The sequence below is a fragment of the Sphingomonas sp. PSPC2-2 genome (assembly GCF_049897725.1).
Lineage (GTDB): Bacteria > Pseudomonadota > Alphaproteobacteria > Sphingomonadales > Sphingomonadaceae > Sphingomonas.
Genome location: NZ_JAFCWU010000008.1, coordinates 166,886 through 188,520 on the forward strand (window position 1 = coordinate 166,886; position 21,635 = coordinate 188,520).

The window sequence follows — 21,635 nt, forward strand, 5'->3', positions numbered from 1 at the left end:
TGCTATCTCAACCGGGATAGGTTTTATATTGGTATTACTCAAGCTGCAAAATGCACCAGTTGCGCGAGCGCCGCGACGCGATCGGCATCGGTATCACCGTCCTGCGCCGCGATGAAGCCGAAGCGGCGTTCCGGAACATCCGGCGCGATCTCGCGCGTGGCGCGGCAGGATGCGTGGAGTTCGGCAATGCCGGTCGCCAACAAGGCGGGCGCGGTCTCGACCGTCACGCCGCTGCCCGCGAGGATGATGATCCGCCCCGCCGCCTGCCTGTGCAAGGCGGCGAGCGTTGCCACACCGTCGATCGCGCGCGGCTGCCCGCCCGAGGTCAGGATGCGATCGAACCCCAAGGCCACCGCCTGCTCGAGCGCGGCGAGCGGATCGGGCACCAGATCGAACGCGCGGTGCAAGGTGAGCGATAGCGGCGCACCGCGTTGCTGCCCGAGCGTTCGGGCATGCTCGATCCAGCGCGCGAGCGCAGCGGTATCGAGCTGCCGGTCGGCGGCGCTCGCGCCGATCACGACACCGGCAAGCCCGGCCTCGGCGGCGGCGCGAATGTCGTCGGCAATCAGCGCTTGCTCGGCGGCATCATGGATAAAGCCGCCCGCGCGGGGCCGCGCCAGCAGATGCACGGGCAGAGGCACTGCAGCTGCCGCGCGGATCAGCGAACCCGGCGGGGTCAGCCCGCCGACCGACAGCGCCGCGCACACCTCGATCCGGTCGGCTCCGCCGCGAACCGCCGCCTCCAGTCCCGCAATCGTTTCGACGCAGACTTCGAGCATTCTGCCGGTTGTGGTCACGCCTGGAATAGCGACGCTCCTTTATGTACCACAGTACGCCCTGCCATGTCGGTGACGGCATAGGTGAAGCCCGGCAACAGGCAGAACGCGCCGACATTGCCGTGCGGATCTAGCGCAAGGAACCCGACCTGTACGCCGCGAATGGCGTCGCCGCGAAGCTTGGCAATATGCTTCACCACCTCCTCGCACGCCTCCTGCGGGGAGCGTCCAGCGCGCATCGACGCGATCACGCGGGCAGTTCCCGCAATGCGCGTCACCTCCTCGCCCAATCCGGTCGACGTCGCGCCGCCAACGCCCGCTTCGACGAACAGGCCGCTGCCGACCTGCGGCGAATCGCCGACGCGGCCGCGCATCTTGAACGCCATGCCGGAGGTTGTGCAGGCACCGGCGAGCCGCCCGCTGGCGTCGCGCGCGAGCAGCCCGATCGTGTCATGGTCGAGTGCGCCGCCGGGCGTGCGGGTGGTACGGTTCTCGCTATTCGCCTCGGGTTGGTAATGCGCGGTCTTGAGCCATTCGCGCCACGCCTTTTCCGATTCGGGGGTCAGCAATTTACAATAAGGAAAGCCCTGATCCTTGGCGAAGCGGGTCGCGCCTTCGCCGACCAAAAGCGTGTGCGGGGTCTTTTCCATCACGCGGCGCGCGACCGAAATCGCATGCATGGTATCTTCGAGCGCGGCGACCGCGCCGACCCGGCCCGTATCGTCCATGATGACCGCGTCGAGCGTGACGTGCCCGTCACGATCCGGATAGCCGCTATAGCCGACCGAATGGTTGTTTGGGTCGGCTTCAGGGACCATCGCCCCGGCTTCGACCGCGTCGAGCAACGATCCGCCGCTGGCCAGCTTCGCAAAAGCAGCGTCGTTTGCGGCCGCGCCAAAGTCCCAGGTGGAGACAATTTGCGCGGCAGGGCCGGACGTTATGTCGGCCAAAGCTTTGGCGGCGGGCAATGCGCCGGCGGCAACGCCCATCATGGCGAGCAAGGATCTTCTACTGGTCATGGTCACCCCGGTTCATTCTTTATGTACGATCATGACATGGGCGCATAAAATGTCAAAATAGGTTTGGTGTGGTATCAATTAGGTATTGACGGTTTGCCAATTTGAATAGAACCTCTTGTCACGGTGCCGTAACGCAAAACGCGGGCGGCATGTGTAATTAGGGGAAATTTTTCATGATGCTCCGTCACTCTGTATCCTTTGCTGCGCTGGGCGCGGCGCTGGCTTTCGCCGCGCCTGCGATGGCGCAACAGGCCACCGCCGACGATCACGTCTCGAAACCGGATGCAGCCGATACGACGCCCGCAGACGGCGATATTCTGGTAACCGGGACGCGCATTTTGCGTCCGAACATCGCATCGGCCGCGCCGATCACCACGGTGACCGCGCAGGACATCAAGGCGCAGTCGCCAACCAATATCGAAGAAGTGCTGAACCGCCTCCCGCAGATCGCGCCTGACAGCCAGCAAAATTACCAGGATTCAGACGGTCGCCAGCGCATCAAGCTGCGCAGCCTCGGCTTTGAGCGCACGCTGGTGCTGGTCGACGGCAAGCGTTTGGGTACGCAGAATGGTGAGGATGCGGGGATTATCCCGGTCTCGCTGATCGATCGCGTCGACGTGCTGACCGGCGGTGCCTCGTCGGTCTATGGCTCGGACGCGGTTGCAGGCGTCGTGAACTTCGTTCTCAAGCCCGATTTCAAGGGCATCCGGATCGACGGCAATTACAATTTCTACAACCACCAGAACCGCGCGAACATCGTCACGCAGCAAGCGCAGGCGTCGAGCTTCCCGACCAATACCGGGATGGTCAATGACGGTGGCCGCGCCGATGTGACGTTGACCGCCGGTACTTCGCTGTTTGGCGACAAACTGAAAGTGTCCGGTTTCGTCAATTATAAGCATCAGGATCTGGTGCCGTACGACGCGCGATCGACCTCGGCCTGCCAATTGGTGCAGACCGGCACCGATGGCCCGCTCAGCTGCTCGTTGTCGTCCTATTCGGTCAGCGGTTACATCTCGCCGCGCTCGGGGGCCAATAACGGGACGGCTTATGTCAACAATCCGGACGGCACGCGCACCTTCGTTCCCTATGGCGCGGGTGCGGGCAATGCGGCCAACCCCTATGATGGCTATTCGTACCAGCGCGCCTTCACCCGGGTGAACGCCGGTGGATTCGCGACGCTGAAGCTCTCGCCCGCGGCGGAAATTTACGGGTCGGGCATCTGGTTCCGCGATAAGTCGACCAACCGCTTCCCGACCCGCGTGTTTGCTGCCGCCAATTACGGGTCGGACCCGTATCAGGTGAACTGCAACAACCCGTTCCTGTCGGCGTCGCAGGCATCCGCGATTTGCGGGGCTGCGGCCGGAACCGCGACGCTCGCGCCGATCGATGTGCGCTATCGCTTCAATGTGCCGTATCTGACCGACACCTATATCAATAGCGCCATTCGCGCGACGGGCGGTGTTCGCGGCAAGATCGGCGATGCGTGGACCTATGACGTTGGCGGCGTCTACGCGCGCAACCAGCAGGATTACATGCCCGCCTCGCTGCCGCAATTTGCCAACGTCAACCGCTCGCTCAACGTGGTCAACGTCAATGGCACGCCGACCTGCGCCTCGGTCGTCGATGGGACCGACAAGAATTGCGTACCGTTCGATGCGTTCAAGGCGGGGAACAGCAACCAGGCGCTGGTCAATTATCTGTATAGCGGTCTCGCGACCGAGAAGCAGACCACCGTTGGCATTCTGTACGATGTGCAGGCCAACGTGACCGGCGACCTCGGCAAATATGGCATCAAGTCCCCCTTCGCCGATCAGGGTCTCGCCTTTGCGGCGGGTGTGGAATATCGCGAGGATCGTCAGTTCTCGACCGCGAATGCGGCATTCCGGGCCGACAATGGCGGATCGGATTCCGACCTCCGCCAACATGTCTGGGAAGGCAATATCGAGCTTCAGGCACCCTTGGTTCAGCACAAGCCCTTCATCGAAGAGCTTCAGGTGAATGCCGCCGGGCGTCTGTCCAAATACAGCTCCAACCCCGACAAATTCACGACGTGGAAGCTGGAAGGGTTGTACGCGCCGGTTCGCGACATCGTGTTCCGCGCCTCCTTCAACAAGGCGCAGCGCGCGCCGACCGTGGTGGAAGCGTATCAGGCCAGCAACATCAGCTATTCGCGTCAGGGTGGGTCGCAGAACGATTTCTGCGCACCCGTGCCGCGTCAGATTGCTGACCCGGCCAATCCGGGCAAGACCATCACCACCACCGCGCCGCTCGCTTCGCGGGAGGTGTGCCGTGCGACTGGCCTGTCCGATTCGCTGTATGGAAGCGCAACGCTGCTGTGCCCGAACGACCAATGCACGGTCCGTTCGGGTGGCTTCACCGCAGCGCCCGAAACGGCCTATACCCAGACCTATGGCATCATCTTGAAGCCGCGCTTCGTCAAAGGCTTGGTGTTCTCGGTCGATCGCTATCGGATCAAGATCAACAACTCGCTCGGCTATAATGACGATAGCTATTACACCGATGGCTGCCTGCGTTCGAACGGGGATCCGTTCTTCTGCTCGGGCATCGTGCGCGCCGCCAACGGCACGCTCTATGCTGCGGCCGGCACCAACCCGACCAGCGGCTTCATCCGCGCCGGCACGACCAATTATTATTTCTCGATCGCGCGCGGTTGGGACTTCCAGTCGCAATATGCGCTGGGTCTGGGCAAGGTTGGCCGGATGGATCTGAGCTTCAACGGCTCGCTGACCACCTTTGCCGGTGGCCAGGATTCGCCGCTGCAGCCCGAGCGCAATTGCGCGGGCTATTACGGCAATGGCTGTGGCCAGTTGCTGCCGAAGTGGAGCCACGCCCTGCGCGCGACCTATGTCACGCCGGATGATGGCTTCAACGCCTCGTTCAACTGGCGCTATGTCGGGTCGCTCACCAGCGCCAACAATTCGGGCGATCCGGCGATCGGCGGCACGCCTGACCGGGTGCAGAAGACCTTCGGCTATATCGCCCCGGTCAGCTACTTCGATCTCGCGCTGACGTTCAACATTGCCAAGCGCTACAGCCTGCGCCTGATCGCGAACAACCTGCTCGACAAGGCCCCGCCGATCCTGGCGAATTCGTACAATATCAGCCTGGCGCGCAACAACACGATCCCGGCGCGCTATGACAGCCTGGGTCGCAACCTCGCGGTTGGCTTCACGGCGAACTTCTGAACGATCCTCGGAGGGAGCCCTGTGGTGCTCCCTCCGCTCTTTCGATCGATCACCCCAACCGCAGCGCCAGCGCCGCAAGCGTCACCAGCAGGATCGGGATGGTGAGCGTGACACCCACCCGAAAATAATAGCCCCAGCCGATCCGCACATCCTTTTGCCCAAGCACGTGCAGCCACAACAGGGTGGCGAGCGAACCGATCGGGGTAATCTTGGGCCCCAGATCGCAGCCGATAACGTTGGCGTAGATCATCGCCTGCCGGACCGCGCCGGTCGCGTGCGTGGCGTCGATCGACAACGCCCCCACCAATACGGTTGGCATGTTGTTCATAACCGAGGACAAGATTGCGGCGAGCAACCCGGTGCCGAAGGTGGCACCCCACACCCCGCCTTGCGCGGCGTGATCAAGCGCGGTGGCGATATAGCCGGTCAGTCCGGCATTCTTCAGGCCGAACACGACCAGATACATACCGAGCGAAAACACCACGACTTGCCACGGTGCACCGCGGATGACCGCGCCGGTTTGGATCACATGGCCGCGCCCGGCGATGACGATCAGCACCAGCGCGGCGAGCGCGGCGGTGGCGCTGATCGGGACACCGATCGGGTCGAGCAGAAAGAAGCCGACGAGCAGCATCGCCAGCACCACCCACCCGGCGCGAAAGGTCGCCGCGTCGCGGATCGCATCTGCGGGTTTGCGCAATTGGGTGACATCATAGTCCGCCGGAATATCGCGACGGAAGAACAGCAGCAGCGCCCCGAGCGTCGCGGCGATCGCGGCGAGATCGACCGGCACCATCACCAGCGCATAGTCCGCAAAGCCGAGCTTGAAGAAGTCGGCCGAAACGATGTTGACGAGGTTGGAAACGACCAGCGGCAGACTGGCGGTATCGGCGATGAAGCCCGCCGCCATGACGAACGCCAGCGTCGCCTTGGTTCCGTAACCCAATGCGCGCAGCATCGCGAGCACGATCGGCGTCAGGATCAGCGCCGCGCCATCGTTGGCAAAGAGCGAGGATACCGCCGCACCCAGCAGCACCACCAGCGCGAACAGCCTTTTGCCGTTGCCGCCGCCCCAGCGTGCGACGTGCAACGCCGCCCATTCGAAGAAACCGGCGGCATCGAGGATCAAGCTGATCAGGATGATCGCGACGAACGCGCCCGTCGCATTCCACACGATATTCCATACCACCGGGATGTCGGCGAGGGTGATCGCGCCTGCCAGCAACGCGACGATGGCACCGCCCATCGCGCTCCAGCCAATGCCAAGCCCGCGCGGTTGCCAGATGACGAGCGTAATCGTCGCGAGAAAGATCAGAACGGCGGTGAGCATCAGCCGACGCGCTGGCCGTGCGCGTCGATTACTTGCTCGCCATCTTCCTTGGTGAACGCCCCTTGTTGCGGCGCAGGCAGCAAATCGAGCACCAACTCGGACGGGCGGCAGAGCTTCACGCCGAGCGGCGACACCACCAGCGGGCGGTTGATCAGGATCGGATGCGCCATCATCGCATCGACCAGCGCGGCGTCGCTCAGGCTCTCATCGTCCAGGCCAAGCTCGGCATAGGGCGTGCCCTTTTCGCGCAGCAGATCGCGCGGGCGCATTCCGGCGCGGTCGATCAACTGCTCCAGCAGCGCGCGCGATGGCGGCGTCTTGAGATATTCGACGACGTGCGGCTCGATCCCTGCGTTGCGGATCATCGCCAGCGTGTTGCGCGACGTGCCGCAGGCCGGATTGTGATAGACGATGATATCGGTGGCGATCGGGTCGGTCATGCGTGTCCCTCCTTAGTACAGCGGCTGCGCAGCACGGTGTCGGCGAGCTGCCCGCAAATCTCCGGATTGCCGTCGCAGCAATCCTCCATGAGATATTCGAGTAAGCGCGCCATGCTGTCGTGCCGCGCGGAATAGATGACCGAACGCCCATCGCGGCGACTCGATACCAATTGGGCGTGCGACAGAATCTGGAGATTGGTCGACAAGCTATTGGCGGGAACGTCCAGCCGCCGCGAGATCTCGCCCGCCGCGAGCCCTTCGGGACCGGCCTGGACCAGCATGCGGAACACGCTGAGCCGCCCGGCATGGGCGAGCGCGGACAACGCGGAGACGGCGGTATATATTTCCATAGTTCTACTATAATAGAATTATGGAGTGATGCAAGGGCCTGCTATGGCGCTCCGTCATCCGGGGCGGTGCCCGGATGACGGAGCTGGTGCTCAGAAGCGGGCGCGGACGCCACCGTAAACCGCGCGGCCCGGATTGGCGAAGCTGAACACGTCCTCATAATGCGCGTTGTTGAGGTTCTCGATCCGGCCGAACAGCGCGAAGTGCTTGGTCAGCTTCACGTCGCCATTGAGGTTGAGCAGCACATAATCGTGCAGCCGTACCGTGACCGGAACATAGGATGGATCGGTAAACGCCACGTCGCTGGTATCGCCATTGTAGCGCGCGACGGCGGTAAAGCCGAAGCGATCGTGCGGCGCGCGCCACCCGAGCGCGACGCTGGCGATATGGCTCGGGCGGCGCACTTCCTCCATGCCATTCTCGCGCGCGTGGAGATAGGTATAGGCCGCGTCGATCCGCCACGCGGTGCCGATGCGGGCGTTGAGGAACGCCTCGACGCCGTGTTGGCGTGATTTGGTGGTGCGGTTGGCGGGTGTGGCGACGAAATTGGGTGCCGGATAGGTGGTGTAGATCTCATCCGACAAACGGCTGTCGAAATAGGTCGCGCCGATCAGCACATGGCCGTCGACGAAACTCTGCTCGATCCCGGCTTCCCAGCCCTCGGAGCGTTCCGGCTTCAGGCCCGGATTGCCGATGAAGCGCCCGTCGCTATAGCCGTAGAGTTCATAAAACCCCGGATTTTTCACGCCCGATCCCGCCGCTGCGCGAACCCGCGTACCGCTGTCGAAGCGATAGCTGCCCTGCACGCGATAGGTGGTGGTGTCCTGGAAGCGGTTGTTGAGGTCCTGCCGCAGCGACGCGCCGAACGCCGCATGCTCGCCCAGCGTCAGGTCATATTGTCCGACGATGCCGACATTGTCGACTTGCCGCCGCCCGGTGAAGGCAAAGCCGGTCGGATCGGTATTGCGATAGCGTTCGCGTTCGATATCGACCGCGACGGTAAACTGATGGCGCAGCGCGCCCTGGTTGAGCTTGAGCGTCGATTCATACGAGCCCTTAAGCCGCTGACCCGTGTCGCCATAGGTGCGCGCGGTCGCACCATAGCCATTGCGCGTGGTATCGGCGATTTGCCCGGTCAGCGCCTGCGTCCACTTGCCGTCGAGCAAATCGAGCTCGCCGCGCAGCAGGCCGTAAACCGCTTCGTTGATGAAATGCGCGCCCGGCGTGTCGATCGTATAGCCAAAGGTCTTGCTGGCGGAGTTGCTGTCGCTGTCGTTGAAATCGGCCTGGGTACGGGCATAGCGCGCGACGGCGGTGACGCGCGCATTGGATGCGGGCGACCACGTCGATTTGAACGACACCGCGCCCGAATCATTCCCGAGATTGCGCGTTCCCCCACGCGCGTTGGGGGTACCGCCGGTGGTGTTGAGCGTTCCCGACAGGGCATAGTCGAACGTGCCCGACACACCCGCAATGCGCGCGGCGGTGTTGACCGTGCCGAAGGAGCCACCCTCGATCCGCGCACTGATGCCTGGCGCTTCGCGGCCGGTCAGCGTGATATATTGGATTACCCCGCCGATCGCATCGGAGCCATAGATCGCGCTTTGCTGGCCGCGCAGGACTTCCACGCGCGCGACCTCGTCGGCGATCAGCGTGCCGAAATCGAATTCACCGGCATAGGGGTCGGACACTTCGATCCCGTCGATCAATACGAGCGTGTGGTTGGCCTCGGCCCCGCGCAGGCGGACTTGGGTCTGGCCGGGGATGCGGCTGACCGCGACGCCGGGCACGTCGCGCAGGATGTCGGAGACGGTGCGGGTCTGGCGTTGACCGAGCGCATCGGCATCAAGCACGGTGACCGAGCCGCCAATCTGATCCGCACGCAGCGGGGTGACGGTGGAGCGGATGCCAGTGACGACGATGGACGAAGTGTCGTCGGTCGCTTGTGCGGGCACCGGATCGGGGGCGACCTGAGCGAAGGCGGTGGCGGGGAGCAGCAGCGCGGCGAGCGCGGCCGAGGAAAGCAAAGTCTTCATGGCGTAAACGAGTCCCTTGGGCGTCGAGCGACAAGGGCCGGGGCGTCCGCTGCGAACGGTCGGGACACGCCACCGGACGGACGCATAAGCGCCCGGCACCGCCCCCGATGCGGCCCCAGCCGCACGTTCGTCGCTCAGACGAAAAGCGTTTCGCGCCTGGCCAATCCCATGAGCCGGGCAAGAGCGACCCGCGCCGGTCGGTCTCCTGGCTCACGGGTCATCGCGCGATGCGCGCCTTCCCAGGTGGTCCGCCACGGTGGCGGGCTTTCCCAGTGGCTGCGGAGCCGTTGCCGGTTCCGCCTGCGCGTCGTGCTCGCCGCTTACAGTTGCAGGGACAGCTGCAGATTTGCACGGAGCGTGCGCACTGCATTCCCGGTACCGGCGCGAAGCTGGATGGCTCCTCGAAAGGGGCCATCACGAGGCGTGGGATAGGACGGGCGTTGCGATAAGCCAACCGATTTTCGCGGTGGTCCGTTCTGGACGCGGGCGCGGTTAGGCGGCGGCAGGCCGCGTGCCGCCGGCGAAGGTGACCGGCAGCTTCAGGAAGACGGTGCCGCCAGGGCTGGGCGGTGGCAGGGCACCCGCGCGAATGTTGACCTGAAGCGATGGCAGGATCAGCGTTGGCGCGGCCAGCGTGCGATCGCGCGCCTCGCGCATAGCGACAAAGGACTGTTCGCTCACCCCCACATGCACATGGACGTTGGCGGCGGTTTCCTCCGCTACCGTGGTTTCCCAGCGATAATCGGTGCGCGTCGCGGGCAAATAATCATGGCCGACGAACAGCCGCGTGTGCGGTGGCAGCGCCAGGATCTTGCCGATCGAGCGATAGAGCGTCGCCGCATCGCCGCCCGGAAAATCGGCGCGCGCGGTGCCGTAATCGGGCATGAACAGCGTGTCGCCGACAAAGGCGGCATCGCCGATCAGATAGGTGCTGCAGGCGGGGGTGTGGCCGGGCGTATGCAACACGCCGATCGACAGGTCCCCGAGCGGCAAATGATCGCCTTCCTTGAGCAACAGGTCGAACTGGCTGCCATCGGGCGCAACATCGTCAAGCTCGAACAGATCGGCAAAGACATGCTGAACCGCCGTAATGTGGGCGCCGATCGCGATCTTCGCGCCGGCGCGGTGCCGGATATGGTCGGCCGCCGACAGATGATCGGCATGGGCGTGCGTTTCCAGCACATAGACCAGATCCAGCCCCTGTTCCGCCACCGCCTGCAGCACGGCATCGGCCGACGCCGTGGACAGCGTGCCGCTCTTCGGTTCGAAATCGAGCACCGGATCCACGATCGCGGCGACGCCTGTCGCGGGGTCGCTGACCAGATGCGTCGCGGTGAAGGTCGCTGAGTCGAAAAAGGTCTGCACATGGGGATTGTGGTTGGGGCGGGGCATCGTTTTGGCTCCTTCTCGTCGCAATATAAGATATTGCTAAATTAGATTCAATGAATATATTGAGGCTATGGCTGACCCGACCACTTTCGACCCTGCGCGATTCGAGGCGAATGCGACCGCTGCGGCCAAGCTGCTGCGGGCGCTGGCGAACGAACGACGGCTGATGATCCTGTGCCAATTGACCGGCGGCGAGCGCTCGGTTGGGGAATTGCTGCCGCTGATCGGGCTGTCGCAATCCGCACTCTCGCAGCATCTCGCGGTGCTGCGCAGCGATGGGTTGGTGGCGACCCGGCGCGAGGGCGTGTCGATTCGCTATCGCATCGCCGATCCGGCGGCCGCGCAGGTGCTGGCGACGCTCGCGACCATTTTCTGTTCCGATGATGTGGAGACGTCCCATGCCGAAACCCTTGCTTCCGCTGACGCCTGAGGCGGTCGAGGCGCGCCTGCGCCAAGGTCATGCGCTGCTGATCGACATTCGCGAGGACGACGAATTCGCCCGGCGGCATATCGCCGGCTCGGTGTCGTGCCCGTTGTCGCGCTTCAGTGCAGCGGCCTTGCCCGAACGGCCCGGGATCGACGTGGTGTTCCTGTGCCGCTCGGGCATGCGGACTGCCACCAATGCCGCGCGGCTGGCGGCGCCGGTGGCGGGGCAGGGCTATGTTCTGGAAGGCGGCCTCGACGGCTGGGCGCGCGCCGGTTTGCCGGTCGAGGCGGACCGCAAGGCGCCGTTGGAGATGATGCGCCAAGTCCAGATCGTCGCTGGATCGCTGGTGCTGATCGGGGTGTGCCTGGGCTGGCTGGTGGCACCGGGCTTCTTTGCGCTGTCGGCCTTTGTCGGTGCGGGGCTGACCTTTGCAGGCATTAGCGGCTTTTGCGGGATGGCGAAGCTGCTGGCGCTCTTGCCGTGGAACCGGACGGCTGCGCTGTAATCGGAGGAGAGCGTCATGATCTCCTATCCGGCCGCGATCCTCGGTGGCGCGGTGATCGGCCTGTTGCTGTCGGTGTTCGGCGGTGGCGGGTCGGTGCTGGCAACGCCGTTGCTGCTCTATATCGTCGGCATCCGCGATCCGCATGTCGCGATCGGCACATCGGCGGCGGCGGTCGCGGTCAATGCCGCGGTCGGGCTGCTGGTGCAGGCGCGTGCCGGGCGGGTGAAATGGCCGTGCGCACTGGTCTTTGGCGGGGCCGGGCTGACCGGCTCGCTGATCGGCGCGCATATCGCCAAGCAAATCGATGGCAGCCAATTGCTGATCTGGTTCGCGCTGGCGATGGCGCTGGTCGGAGGATCGATGCTGCTGCCGCGCAAAAGGGAGGGCGATGCCGGTGTGCGGTTGAACGCCGCCATCACCCTGAAGCTTGCCCCCGCAGGCGCGGTGACCGGGTTGGCCGCGGGCTTTTTCGGGATTGGTGGTGGCTTCCTGATCGTGCCGGGTTTGATGGCGGCGACGGGCATGACGCTGGCCAATGCGGCTGCCTCTTCGCTGGTGTCGGTGGTGCTGTTCGGCGCTGCGACCAGTGCGAGTTATGCGGCGTCGGGGCTGGTCAATTGGCCGGTCTTCGCCGCGCTGGTTGGCGGCGGGGCGATCGGATCTGCTCTTGCCATTCCGGTCGGTCGCGTGCTGGCGACGCGGGTTGCGGTCGCGCGGGTCGGCTTTGCGCTGATGGTGCTGGCGACCGCCGCTTATGTTGCCTGGCGGGCGCTGCGATAGCGCATAAGAATAGGGGCCCGGATCGCTCCGAGCCCCTTCTTCCTCCGTAAGAGCCGGAGGTTTTAGTCGCGGTCACCGGTCAGGAAGGCCGGCGCGAACTCGGGCGCGGGGCCGTCGTCATTGCCGCCTGAACGCTCTGCACGGGGTGCGCGCTCGCCGCCGCCATCGCGACGCGGGCCACGGCCACCGTCGCCATCACGGCGCGGACCACGATCACCACGGCCTTCGCCACGACCACCGCCATCGCCACGCGGGCCACGGCCGCCGTCACCATCACGACGGGGACCGCGCGGACCGCGATCGCCACCTTCGCGCGGTTCACGCGCCGGGCGGGTGTCTTCGATCTCGGCACCGGTTTCCTGGTCGACGACGCGCATCGACAGGCGCACCTTGCCGCGCGGATCGATCTCGAGGACCTTGACCTTGACGTCCTGGCCTTCCTTGAGGACGTCCGCGACCTTCTCGACTCGCTCGTTCTTGATTTCGGAGACGTGGACGAGACCGTCCTTGCCACCCATGAAGTTCACGAACGCACCGAAATCGACCAGGTTGACGACCTTGCCGTCATAGACCTTGCCGACTTCGGCTTCCTCGACGATGCCCTTGATCCACTTGATCGCAGCTTCGATCTGCGCGGTGTCGGACGAGCTGATCTTGATCAGGCCCTCATCGTCAATGTCGACCTTGGCGCCGGTCTGCGCGACGATCTCGCGGATCACCTTGCCGCCGGTGCCGATCACTTCACGAATCTTGCTCTTGTCGATCTGCAGCGTCTCGATGCGCGGGGCATGGGCCGAGAGTTCGGTGCGGGTCGAGGCGAGCGCCTTGTTCATCTCACCCAGGATATGCGCGCGGCCTTCCTTGGCCTGCTCCAGCGCCTTGCGCATGATCTCTTCGGTGATGCCGGCGATCTTGATGTCCATCTGCATCGTGGTGATGCCGGCTTCGGTGCCTGCGACCTTGAAGTCCATGTCGCCCAGATGATCCTCGTCGCCGAGAATGTCCGAGAGAACCGCGAACTTCTTGCCTTCCAGGATCAGGCCCATCGCGATGCCCGAAACCGGGCGCTTCAGCGGCACACCGGCATCCATCATCGACAGCGAACCGCCGCACACCGTCGCCATCGACGACGAGCCGTTCGACTCGGTGATGTCCGACAGAACGCGGATCGTGTAGGGGAACTCGTCCTTCGACGGCAGCACCGGGTGCAGCGCGCGCCAGGCGAGCTTGCCGTGGCCGACTTCACGACGGCCCGGCGCGCCGAAGCGGCCAACTTCACCGACCGAGTAAGGCGGGAAGTTATAGTGCAGCATGAAGTTTTCGTAGGACAGGCCGGTCAGGCCGTCGATCATCTGCTCGGCGTCCTTGGTGCCGAGCGTGGTGGTGCAGATCGACTGCGTCTCACCACGCGTAAACAGTGCCGAGCCGTGTGCGCGCGGCAGGAAGTGGACGATCGCCTCGATCGGACGGATCTGCGTGGTGGTGCGGCCATCGATGCGCTGGCCGTCCTTCAGGATCGCGCCACGGACGATTTCGGCTTCGAGCTTCTTGACGAGCTTCTGCGCGGCCATCTGGTCCTGCGGCGCTGCATCGGCAAAGGCTTCCTTGGCCTTGGCGCGCGCGGCGTTGAGCAGGTTCGACCGCTCGGACTTGTCGGTCACCTTATAGGCGGCGGCGATGTCCTTGCCGATCAGCTTCTTGAGCTTGTCCTTGGCAGCCGAGAGATCGGCCTGAGCGGCCATTTCCCACGGATCCTTGGCAGCCTGTTCGGCCAGATCGATGATGAGGTTGACGGCTTCGCGGCACGCCTTGTGCGCGAACTGCACGGCGCCGAGCATGACCTCTTCCGAAAGCTCCTTGGCTTCGGATTCGACCATCATCACGGCTTCGCCGGTCGCGGCGACGACGAGATCGAGATCGCCTTCCTTGACCTGGTCGAGCGTCGGGTTGAGCACATATTCGCCATCGACATAGCCGACGCGCGCTGCGCCGATCGGGCCCATGAAGGGCACGCCCGAAATGGTCAGCGCAGCCGAGGCGGCGACCATTGCGAGGATATCGGGCTCGTTTTCGCCATCATAGCTGAGCACCTGACAGATCACGTTGATCTCGTTGTAGAACCCTTCGGGGAACAACGGGCGGATCGGGCGGTCGATCAGGCGGCTGACCAGCGTTTCCTTTTCGGTCGCGCCGCGCTCACGCTTGAAGAAGCCACCGGGGATGCGGCCGGCAGCCGAATATTTTTCCTGATAGTGAACGGTCAGCGGGAAGAAATCCTGGCCTTCCTTCACCGATTTGGCGGCGGTCACGGCGCAGAGCACCACGGTTTCGCCGAGCGTTGCCATAACGGCGCCATTGGCCTGGCGCGCGACGCGGCCGGTTTCCAGCGTCAGCGTCTTGCCACCCCATTGGGTGGTCACGGTCTTGGTATCGAACATCTTTTTTCCTTCAACACCGCCGGCCGGATGCCGACGGGGCCACTGTGCGGACTAGCCGGTCCGCGCGGTTTGGAGCCTTTCGTGGCTCCCCTGCCATGCCGCCGGAGTGCGGAATGGCGAAAGAGGGACATATGAAAACGGCGCCGCGAGGGCGCCGTTTCCGTACTGGTCGAGTTACTTGCGCAACCCGAGTTTGGCGATGAGGTCGGTATATCGCGCGCCGTCCTTGTGGCGGAGATAGTCGAGCAGCGAGCGCCGCTTGTTGACCATCATCAGCAGGCCGCGCCGCGAGTGATTGTCCTTCTTGTGGCCCTTGAAGTGCTCGGTCAGGTTGCGAATACGCTCGGTGAGGATCGCGATCTGGACTTCGGGGCTGCCGGTGTCGCCTTCGACGCGGCCATGTTCCTTGACGAGCGCGTTCTTGCGCTCTGCAGTGATCGTCATGTTCTTTCCTTCGACATCGTCACAGGTTGAAACCGCGAATGACGCGGACCTCGCGGTCCTGAACCTCCACCAGGGCGACCGGACTTTCGTCCAGCATCGCGAAGTAGTGGCCATCATCTGCGGCGATCCCGATCAACACCCGCCCCTGTCGGAGCAGCCCTGCCTGATCGGGGGAGAGGGATAGAGCCGGGATGTCGTCCAGCCCCGCCCTCAACGGCAGGAGATTGTGTTCAAGGGTGCGCGCATTACCGAAATCGGCCAGTTTGTCCAGCGATATTGCGTGGTCGAGCGTGAACGGGCCGGCCTTGATGCGACGGAGCATGGTGACATGGCCGACCGTGCCGAGCGCCCGGGCGATGTCGCGCGCGAGGCTGCGGATATAGGTGCCTTTGGAGACGTGGGCGGTGAGGGTGATGGACTCGACTTCGTCACCCCGGACGTGTTCCGGGGTCCACTCTTCAGCCTGCAAGGTCGCTACGTGTTGCGGGGTGGACCCCGGAACACGTCCGGGGTGACGGACAAAGAGGTTGTGAATTATGATCGACCGTCCCGCCAGCACCACGTCCGCCCCCGCGCGCGCCAGATCGTAAGCGCGCTCACCATCGATCTTGAGCGCGGAATAAGCGGGTGGCACCTGCTCGATCGGCCCGGTGAAACGCGGTAGCACCGCTTCGATCTGGGCGAGGGTGGGGCGCACCGCGCTCTCGGCAATGACTTTGCCCTCGAGGTCGAGCGTGTCGGTCTCCACGCCGAACCCGATCGTGAAGTCATACACTTTGTCGCTGTCGAGCATCCGCCCGGCGAGCTTGGTCGCTTCGCCGAGCGCGATCGGCAGGACGCCGGTCGCCAGCGGATCCAGCGTGCCGCCATGCCCGACCTTGATGCCGCGTTTGCTTGCATCATAACCGGCGGCACGCAGCGCGCGCTTTACCGCCGAGACGCCCTGGGTCGACCCAAGGCCCAAAGGCTTGTCGAGGATCAGCCAGCCATGCAGCCCGGTCATGCCGCGCCCAGATTGGCGATGCCGAAGAAAAAGTCGGTGGCGGCACCCGCAATGGGAGCGACGAAGCGGTGCACGATATCAGTCTGCGGGCTGATCATCGGCAGGACGAACAGCAGCACGAGCAGCAGCGGAAAGCCGTAGCGGGCGAGCTTCGCATAGTGGATCGCGGCGGCGCGCGGCAGCAGGCCCTGCACGACATGCCCGCCATCGAACGGCGGCAACGGGATCAGGTTGAAGATACCGAGAAACACGTTGATCTGCAGGAAATTCCCGAGATTATCGACCGCGAAGCGCGCCAGGGTGAAGGGGGGCACCGGGGCTGGAACGCCGTGCAGCACGAGCAACAGACCCGCCAGCACGAAGGCCGTCAGCGTCGCCAGCACGAAATTGGTCGCCGGGCCTGCCAGCGCCACCAGCATCATGTCGCGGCGTGGGTTGCGCATCCGTCGTGCATCGACCGGCACCGGCTTGGCCCAGCCGAAGATCGGTACGTGTGCGATCGCCAGCACCATCGGCAGCAGCACGGTGCCGATCGGATCGACATGGCGCAGCGGGTTGAGCGTCAGGCGGCCGAGTCGCTCGGCGGTGTGGTCGCCGAAAATGCGCGCGACATAGCCGTGCGCGACTTCGTGAAACACGATCGCGATGACGAGGGGAATGAGCCACACCGCGATGGTGTAGGGCAGATTGGGGTCGGTCATGGGGGTCCGTTCGAAATCAGGCGGCGGCGAGCGCTTCGCTGAAATGGCGACGGCACAGCGCAATGTACAGGTCGTTGCCGCCAATCTCGGTCTGCGCGCCCGCCGCGACCGCGCGGCCATCGGCCCCGACGCGCAAGTTCATCGTCGCCTTGCGCCCGCACGCACAGACCGATTTGATCTCGATCAGCGAATCCGCAATCGCCAGCAGGCGCGCCGAACCTTCGAACAAATTGCCGAGGAAATCGGTGCGCAGGCCATAAGCGAGCACGGGAATGCCGTGGAAATCCGCCAGCGTGGCGAGCTGGTCGACCTGGGCGGCGGTGAGAAATTGCGCTTCATCCACCAATACGCAGGCGGGTGGCGCCTCGCCTTCGCGCGTGACCACGGCGACCAGATCGGTATCGCGCTCAAACGCGATCGCATCGGCGGCCAAGCCGATGCGCGAGGTGATCGTCCCCGCGGCAAAGCGATCATCGATCGCGGCGGTCAGCAGCACGGTGCGCATGCCGCGTTCGCGATAGTTGAAATCGGCCTGCAACAGGTTGGTCGATTTGCCCGCGTTCATCGAGGCGTAGTAGAAATAGAGCTTGGCCATAACGGGCAGAAAGCCGGAAGCGAGTACGATGTCCAGCGTCGTTTGTGCTCAATCCTCGATAGGGTCGCCCAAATCCCGCGCCACCTTCGGGTCGCGCAGCAATTTATCGATGTGGCTGCCTTCGTCGAAGCTCTCGTCGGCGAGGAATTTGAGCTTGGCGGCATATTTCATTTGAACGCGCGCGGCGACTTCGCGCTGGAGATAGGCGGTGTTGGTGCGCAGCGCTTTCAGCACCGCTTCCTCATCCTTGCCGAGCAAGGGCTTCATGAACACGGTTGCGTGGCGCAAATCGGGCGACATGCGCACTTCGGTGATCGTCACCGGATGCTTGGCCAGTGTCTCGTCATGCACATCGCCGCGCGCGAGAATGTCGCTGAGCGTATGGCGGACTTGCTCGCCCACGCGGAGTAGGCGGACGGAACGGGTTTCGGGCGTTTCGGTAGGGCGCATTTCTTACTCCTCCCTCTCCCCTCCGGGGAGTGACGGGTCGAACCGTCCCCCGGACGGTTCGCGACCGTGCGGGGCACGGTCGCCCCATCACTGGCCGGGGAGAGGGGCTGTAGCGAAAACCAACGCTTCCGCTCGGCCCCTCTCCCGACTTCGCTTCGCTCGTCTGCCCTCTCCCCGGAGGGGAGAGGGAGAAGATTACAGCGTCCGTTCGCGCAGTTCGACTTCGAACGTCTCCAGGAAGTCGCCCGGCTTGATGTCGACGAAGTTCGACGTGAAGGTCACGCCGCACTCCAGACCAGCGCGCACTTCGGCGACGTCGTCCTTGAAGCGACGCAGCGAGGCGATTTCGCCCTGGTAGATGATGACATCGGCCCGGGTGATACGCGCCTTGAGCGCCTTGCGGATAATGCCTTCTGTGACGAGCAGACCGGCGGCCTTGCCGTGCTTGCCCGCCGAGAAGACGTCGCGGATTTCGGCGCGGCCGACGACCGTTTCGAACGCCTCCGGGCCAAGCTCGCCCGCCATGCCGGCGCGGATCTCGTCGATCAGGTCGTAGATCACGTCGTAATATTTCAGCGCGACCTTCTGGCGTTCGGCGATTTCGCGTGCCTTGGCATTGGCGCGGACGTTGAAGCCGATGATCGGCGCACCGCTGGCACCCGCCAGTGTCACGTCGCTCTCGGTGATGCCACCGACGCCTGAATGCAGCACGCGCGCCTTGATGAGATCGGTCGAGATCTTGTTGATCGACGACACGATTGCCTCGACCGACCCTTGCGTATCGGCCTTGACCACCAAAGGATATTCGATCGCCTGCTTTTCCTTGAGCGCGCTGAACATCGATTCGAGGCTGGCCGGGCCACCCCCGGTGCGCTTGCTGGTCATCACGCCCTGGCGATATTCGGCAACTTCGCGCGCACGCGCTTCGTTTTCGACCACCGACAGCGGATCACCCGCACGCGGCACGCCCGACAGGCCGAGCACTTCGACCGGCATGGACGGGCCCGCTTCCTTGATCTGCATGCCCTTGTCGTTGGTCATCGCGCGGACCTTGCCGCTCTCGGCACCGACGACGAAGATGTCGCCGACCTTGAGCGTGCCGCGGTTGACCAGGATAGTCGCGACCGGACCACGGCCCTTGTCGAGCTTGGCCTCGATCACGGTGCCTTCGGCCGCGCGATCGGGGTTCGCCTTCAGTTCGAGCAATTCGGCCTGGAGCTGGATCTTCTCGATCAACTCGTCGAGGCCGGTCTTCTTGAGCGCCGAGACTTCGACATCCTGGACGTCGCCCGACATTTCCTCGACCACGACTTCATACTGCAGCAGGGCTTCGCGCACCTTCTGCGGATTGGCGTCGTGCTTGTCGACCTTGTTGATCGCCACGATCATCGGCACGCCGGCCGCTTTGGTGTGGTTGATCGCCTCGACGGTCTGCGGCTTGATGCTGTCATCGGCCGCCACCACGAGCACGACGATGTCGGTCACATTGGCACCGCGCTGGCGCATTTCGGTAAAGGCTTCGTGGCCCGGCGTGTCGAGGAAGGTGACCTTCGACTTGTCCTTCAGCGTGACCTGATAGGCACCGATATGCTGGGTGATGCCGCCAGCCTCGCCCTTCACGACATCGGTGCCGCGCAAAGCGTCGAGCAGCGAGGTCTTGCCGTGGTCGACATGGCCCATGATCGTGACGACCGGCGGACGCGGACGCAGCGTGTCCTCGGCATCGGTATCGGTTTCGACGGCGATATCGATGTCCGAATCGCTGACGCGGACGATGTTGTGGCCGAATTCGGTCACCAGCAGTTCGGCCGTGTCCTGGTCGATCGTCTGCGTCATCGTGACGGGCATGCCCATCTTGAACAGCGTCTTGACCAGATCTGCGCCCTTTTCCGCCATGCGGTTGGCGAGTTCCTGGACGGTGATCGCTTCTGGCACCACGACGTCGCGAATCTGCTTTGCCTGCGCTTCGCGTGGGCCGCCCATCCGGCGGTTTTCCTTTTCGCGGGCACGCTTGAGCGCGGCGAGCGAACGCGCGCGCGCGCCATCGCCATCGTTGAGCGCACGGTTGACGGTCAGCTTGCCGCCGCGACGCTCGTCGCCCTTGCGGTCGCGCTGGCCGGGACGCGAAGGCGCTTCGCTGGCGGGAGCCGCAACGCCGACGGCGGGGCGCTTGGGCGCACCGGCCGTGCCGCTCGTGGGCGCTGGCGCGGCCTCGGCTGCCGGGGCGGGCGGGGGCGGCGGTGCCGGACGCGGACGCTCGGGGCGCGGCACTGGCGTGAACAGGCGTGGTGCCGGCAGCGAGGGATCGAGCAGCAAGCCGAGCGGACGCGGGGGAGCGGCTGGCGCGGGGGCCGGTGCTGGCGCGGCGACAGGAGCGGGCGTTGCTGCGACCGGAGCTGGAGCGGGCGCTGCTGCCACGGGCGCAGGTGTCGGCGCGGCTGGCGCTGGCGCTGCCTCGACCGGAGCCGAGGCTTCCGCCACGGGAGCGACCGGCTCGGGCGCGGGCTGCGGCGTGGGATCGGGCGCAGCCGGGCTATCGGGCGCATCGCCTGCGCGGCGGTTTTCCTCGGCACGGCGGCGCTCTTCGGCTTGCGCCTCAAGCCGGTCGCGCTCTTCGCGGCGACGCGTTTCTTCCAGCGCGTTCATGCGCGCTTCGTCGGCTTCGCGCAGCAGCTTGGCCTGCAGTTCCTGGCGCGACAGCAAGGAATTGCCCGGCGAGACCGGCGCGGGGGCCGGGCGCGGCGGCGGCGCGGGCGGGGCAGGCGGAGCGGCTACGACCGGAGCCGCATCCTCGACAACGGCGGCCTCGACCGGCGCACCGCCGGGGCCGAGCACGCGACGGCGCTTCACCTCGACCACAACGGTGTTCGACCGCCCGTGGCTGAAGCTCTGCTTGACCTTGCCGGTCTCGACCGTGCGCTTGAGCCCCAAGGGCTGACGCATTCCGAGTTTCGGCTTTTCGTTGTCGGTATCGCTCACTCAAATTCCTCGCATGTGTCTTCGTCAGCCGCAACGGGAGCGCCACTTCCCGCTGGGTTGGATATAAGCGCCGATGCGCCCTGCGACGGTGTTTCGCAAGGCACGAGGGCGGGGTGGGGTCCGATAAAATGCAGCCAGCGGTCGAGCGTTTCGCTCACCCGCTGCGCCGCATCGCGCTCCGTTAGGCCGATATGTACCACATTCTGCCGCCCCAGGGCCACGGCCAATATGGTGCGGCTGACCGGTAGTGCCAAGCCCCTGAGCGAACTGCCCTCTTCATCGTTGCCGATGCGCCAGGCCTGGTCGAGTTTGCGGTTGCCATCGGCACCGGCGTCGCTGGCGTGCAGCAGCAGATGCAACTTGCCCGAACGCGCTGCGGTTTCGATCTTTTCCGCACCCGTCACCAAATTTCCGGTGCGCGCCTCGAGGCCAAGCCGGTCGAGCGTCGCGCGCTCGAGCGCGGTGGCGATCATCGCGGGCAAATCGTCGGGGATCAGCACCGGGCCGGTCTTGAATGCTCGCGCGAGTGCGGCCTTCAGCTTGCCCTTGGTGATCGCGGTTTCCAACTCGGCCCGCGTCACGCCGATCCATGCGCCGCGTCCGGGTGCCTTGGCACGCACGTCGGGCAACACATGCCCGTCGGGCGACAATGCGAGCCGCACCAGCGCCTCGCGCGGTGCACGCTCACCGAGCAGGATGCAGCGGCGGATGGCCCCGGTGGGATCGTCAGTGGTCGCGACTTCGGTCATTGCACTCCCCTCCCTTT

The 21,635-nt window shown here is 64.8% G+C and carries 19 protein-coding genes and 1 riboswitch; of the genes, 4 read left to right on the plus strand and 15 right to left on the minus strand.

Annotated features, from left to right (window positions below):
* Window positions 1-38 precede the first annotated feature (38 nt).
* Together ACP7BY_RS15330 and ACP7BY_RS15335 are read right to left on the minus strand one after the other, a co-directional pair.
* Entirely contained in the window at window positions 39-797 is a 759-nt protein-coding gene (locus ACP7BY_RS15330) for a copper homeostasis protein CutC (protein WP_249340827.1), read from the minus strand.
* A complete protein-coding gene (locus ACP7BY_RS15335; protein WP_033966337.1) occupies window positions 794-1,795 on the minus strand; it encodes a N(4)-(beta-N-acetylglucosaminyl)-L-asparaginase in 1,002 nt (333 codons plus the stop codon). Before ACP7BY_RS15335 ends, ACP7BY_RS15330 begins: the two co-directional genes overlap by 4 nt.
* Before the next feature lie 173 nt (window positions 1,796-1,968).
* Between ACP7BY_RS15335 and ACP7BY_RS15340 the strand changes: the two genes are divergently transcribed.
* Entirely contained in the window at window positions 1,969-5,004 is a 3,036-nt protein-coding gene (locus tag ACP7BY_RS15340; RefSeq protein WP_033966339.1) for a TonB-dependent receptor domain-containing protein, read from the plus strand.
* A 49-nt stretch (window positions 5,005-5,053) separates the two neighbouring features.
* Here the strand turns inward: ACP7BY_RS15340 and ACP7BY_RS15345 are convergent, their stop codons facing one another.
* From ACP7BY_RS15345 to ACP7BY_RS15365, 5 genes are all read right to left on the minus strand, one after another.
* Window positions 5,054-6,334 carry an arsenic transporter gene (locus ACP7BY_RS15345; protein ID WP_033966342.1) on the minus strand — a complete coding sequence of 427 codons (1,281 nt, stop codon included), beginning with the start codon at window positions 6,332-6,334 and terminating at the stop codon, window positions 5,054-5,056.
* Window positions 6,334-6,774, minus strand: coding sequence for an arsenate reductase (glutaredoxin) (arsC, locus tag ACP7BY_RS15350; RefSeq protein ID WP_033966344.1), 441 nt, complete (start codon window positions 6,772-6,774; stop codon window positions 6,334-6,336). Before arsC ends, ACP7BY_RS15345 begins: the two co-directional genes overlap by 1 nt.
* Window positions 6,771-7,124, minus strand: a complete 354-nt coding sequence (locus tag ACP7BY_RS15355; RefSeq protein ID WP_033966346.1) for an ArsR/SmtB family transcription factor — start codon at window positions 7,122-7,124, stop codon at window positions 6,771-6,773. Before ACP7BY_RS15355 ends, arsC begins: the two co-directional genes overlap by 4 nt.
* A 90-nt stretch (window positions 7,125-7,214) precedes the next feature.
* Window positions 7,215-9,158, minus strand: a complete 1,944-nt coding sequence (locus tag ACP7BY_RS15360) for a TonB-dependent receptor plug domain-containing protein (RefSeq protein ID WP_137902681.1) — start codon at window positions 9,156-9,158, stop codon at window positions 7,215-7,217.
* A 178-nt stretch (window positions 9,159-9,336) separates the two neighbouring features.
* Window positions 9,337-9,556, minus strand: a riboswitch (cobalamin riboswitch).
* Window positions 9,557-9,650: 94 nt separating this feature from the next.
* A complete protein-coding gene (locus ACP7BY_RS15365; protein ID WP_137902680.1) occupies window positions 9,651-10,550 on the minus strand; it encodes an MBL fold metallo-hydrolase in 900 nt (299 codons plus the stop codon).
* 67 nt (window positions 10,551-10,617) lie between these two features.
* Between ACP7BY_RS15365 and ACP7BY_RS15370 the strand changes: the two genes are divergently transcribed.
* Genes ACP7BY_RS15370 through ACP7BY_RS15380 form a run of 3 tightly spaced genes read left to right on the plus strand, consistent with a single transcriptional unit; the run spans window position 10,618 to window position 12,259 of the window.
* A complete protein-coding gene (locus ACP7BY_RS15370; protein WP_052192472.1) occupies window positions 10,618-10,977 on the plus strand; it encodes an ArsR/SmtB family transcription factor in 360 nt (119 codons plus the stop codon).
* Window positions 10,946-11,479, plus strand: coding sequence for a rhodanese family protein (locus ACP7BY_RS15375; RefSeq protein WP_033966347.1), 534 nt, complete (start codon window positions 10,946-10,948; stop codon window positions 11,477-11,479). Before ACP7BY_RS15370 ends, ACP7BY_RS15375 begins: the two co-directional genes overlap by 32 nt.
* Window positions 11,480-11,494: 15 nt before the next feature.
* Window positions 11,495-12,259: a sulfite exporter TauE/SafE family protein gene (locus ACP7BY_RS15380; RefSeq protein ID WP_033966349.1), complete on the plus strand. Its 765-nt coding sequence runs from the start codon at window positions 11,495-11,497 to the stop codon at window positions 12,257-12,259.
* A 62-nt stretch (window positions 12,260-12,321) separates the two neighbouring features.
* Here the strand turns inward: ACP7BY_RS15380 and pnp are convergent, their stop codons facing one another.
* The 8 genes from pnp to ACP7BY_RS15420 all read right to left on the minus strand — a co-directional run bounded on the left by pnp (window position 12,322) and on the right by ACP7BY_RS15420 (window position 21,618).
* Window positions 12,322-14,697, minus strand: a complete 2,376-nt coding sequence (gene pnp, locus ACP7BY_RS15385) for a polyribonucleotide nucleotidyltransferase (RefSeq protein WP_137902679.1) — start codon at window positions 14,695-14,697, stop codon at window positions 12,322-12,324.
* Window positions 14,698-14,871: 174 nt separating this feature from the next.
* A complete protein-coding gene (rpsO, locus tag ACP7BY_RS15390; RefSeq protein ID WP_010406799.1) occupies window positions 14,872-15,141 on the minus strand; it encodes a 30S ribosomal protein S15 in 270 nt (89 codons plus the stop codon).
* 19 nt (window positions 15,142-15,160) lie between these two features.
* Window positions 15,161-16,144, minus strand: coding sequence for a tRNA pseudouridine(55) synthase TruB (gene truB / locus ACP7BY_RS15395; protein ID WP_137902678.1), 984 nt, complete (start codon window positions 16,142-16,144; stop codon window positions 15,161-15,163).
* The gene (locus tag ACP7BY_RS15400; protein ID WP_033966351.1) at window positions 16,141-16,845 is read right to left on the minus strand and encodes a site-2 protease family protein; all 705 of its coding nucleotides are present in this window, start codon (window positions 16,843-16,845) and stop codon (window positions 16,141-16,143) included. The genes truB and ACP7BY_RS15400 overlap by 4 nt, the downstream gene beginning before the upstream one ends.
* Before the next feature lie 16 nt (window positions 16,846-16,861).
* Window positions 16,862-17,440 carry a thymidine kinase gene (locus ACP7BY_RS15405; protein ID WP_033966353.1) on the minus strand — a complete coding sequence of 193 codons (579 nt, stop codon included), beginning with the start codon at window positions 17,438-17,440 and terminating at the stop codon, window positions 16,862-16,864.
* Window positions 17,441-17,488: 48 nt separating this feature from the next.
* A complete protein-coding gene (gene rbfA, locus ACP7BY_RS15410) occupies window positions 17,489-17,890 on the minus strand; it encodes a 30S ribosome-binding factor RbfA (RefSeq protein ID WP_033966354.1) in 402 nt (133 codons plus the stop codon).
* A gap of 195 nt (window positions 17,891-18,085) precedes the next feature.
* Window positions 18,086-20,869: a translation initiation factor IF-2 gene (gene infB / locus ACP7BY_RS15415; RefSeq protein WP_137902677.1), complete on the minus strand. Its 2,784-nt coding sequence runs from the start codon at window positions 20,867-20,869 to the stop codon at window positions 18,086-18,088.
* Entirely contained in the window at window positions 20,866-21,618 is a 753-nt protein-coding gene (locus ACP7BY_RS15420) for a DUF448 domain-containing protein (protein ID WP_033964444.1), read from the minus strand. The genes infB and ACP7BY_RS15420 overlap by 4 nt, the downstream gene beginning before the upstream one ends.
* Window positions 21,619-21,635: the final 17 nt, after the last annotated feature.

Bases quoted from the DNA above. Each gene is read 5' to 3' on its own strand.
- ACP7BY_RS15370 (WP_052192472.1), top strand. From the start codon at position 10,618: ATGGCTGACCCGACCACTTTCGACCCTGCGCGATTCGAGGCGAATGCG.
- ACP7BY_RS15365 (WP_137902680.1), bottom strand. From the start codon at position 10,550: ATGCCCCGCCCCAACCACAATCCCCATGTGCAGACCTTTTTCGACTCA.
- ACP7BY_RS15380 (WP_033966349.1), top strand. From the start codon at position 11,495: ATGATCTCCTATCCGGCCGCGATCCTCGGTGGCGCGGTGATCGGCCTG.
- arsC (WP_033966344.1), bottom strand. From the start codon at position 6,774: ATGACCGACCCGATCGCCACCGATATCATCGTCTATCACAATCCGGCC.
- ACP7BY_RS15375 (WP_033966347.1), top strand. From the start codon at position 10,946: ATGCCGAAACCCTTGCTTCCGCTGACGCCTGAGGCGGTCGAGGCGCGC.
- ACP7BY_RS15405 (WP_033966353.1), bottom strand. From the start codon at position 17,440: ATGGCCAAGCTCTATTTCTACTACGCCTCGATGAACGCGGGCAAATCG.
- ACP7BY_RS15340 (WP_033966339.1), top strand. From the start codon at position 1,969: ATGATGCTCCGTCACTCTGTATCCTTTGCTGCGCTGGGCGCGGCGCTG.
- truB (WP_137902678.1), bottom strand. From the start codon at position 16,144: ATGACCGGGCTGCATGGCTGGCTGATCCTCGACAAGCCTTTGGGCCTT.
- pnp (WP_137902679.1), bottom strand. From the start codon at position 14,697: ATGTTCGATACCAAGACCGTGACCACCCAATGGGGTGGCAAGACGCTG.
- ACP7BY_RS15360 (WP_137902681.1), bottom strand. From the start codon at position 9,158: ATGAAGACTTTGCTTTCCTCGGCCGCGCTCGCCGCGCTGCTGCTCCCC.
- ACP7BY_RS15400 (WP_033966351.1), bottom strand. From the start codon at position 16,845: ATGACCGACCCCAATCTGCCCTACACCATCGCGGTGTGGCTCATTCCC.
- ACP7BY_RS15355 (WP_033966346.1), bottom strand. From the start codon at position 7,124: ATGGAAATATATACCGCCGTCTCCGCGTTGTCCGCGCTCGCCCATGCC.
- ACP7BY_RS15420 (WP_033964444.1), bottom strand. From the start codon at position 21,618: ATGACCGAAGTCGCGACCACTGACGATCCCACCGGGGCCATCCGCCGC.
- ACP7BY_RS15345 (WP_033966342.1), bottom strand. From the start codon at position 6,334: ATGCTCACCGCCGTTCTGATCTTTCTCGCGACGATTACGCTCGTCATC.
- rbfA (WP_033966354.1), bottom strand. From the start codon at position 17,890: ATGCGCCCTACCGAAACGCCCGAAACCCGTTCCGTCCGCCTACTCCGC.
- rpsO (WP_010406799.1), bottom strand. From the start codon at position 15,141: ATGACGATCACTGCAGAGCGCAAGAACGCGCTCGTCAAGGAACATGGC.
- ACP7BY_RS15335 (WP_033966337.1), bottom strand. From the start codon at position 1,795: ATGACCAGTAGAAGATCCTTGCTCGCCATGATGGGCGTTGCCGCCGGC.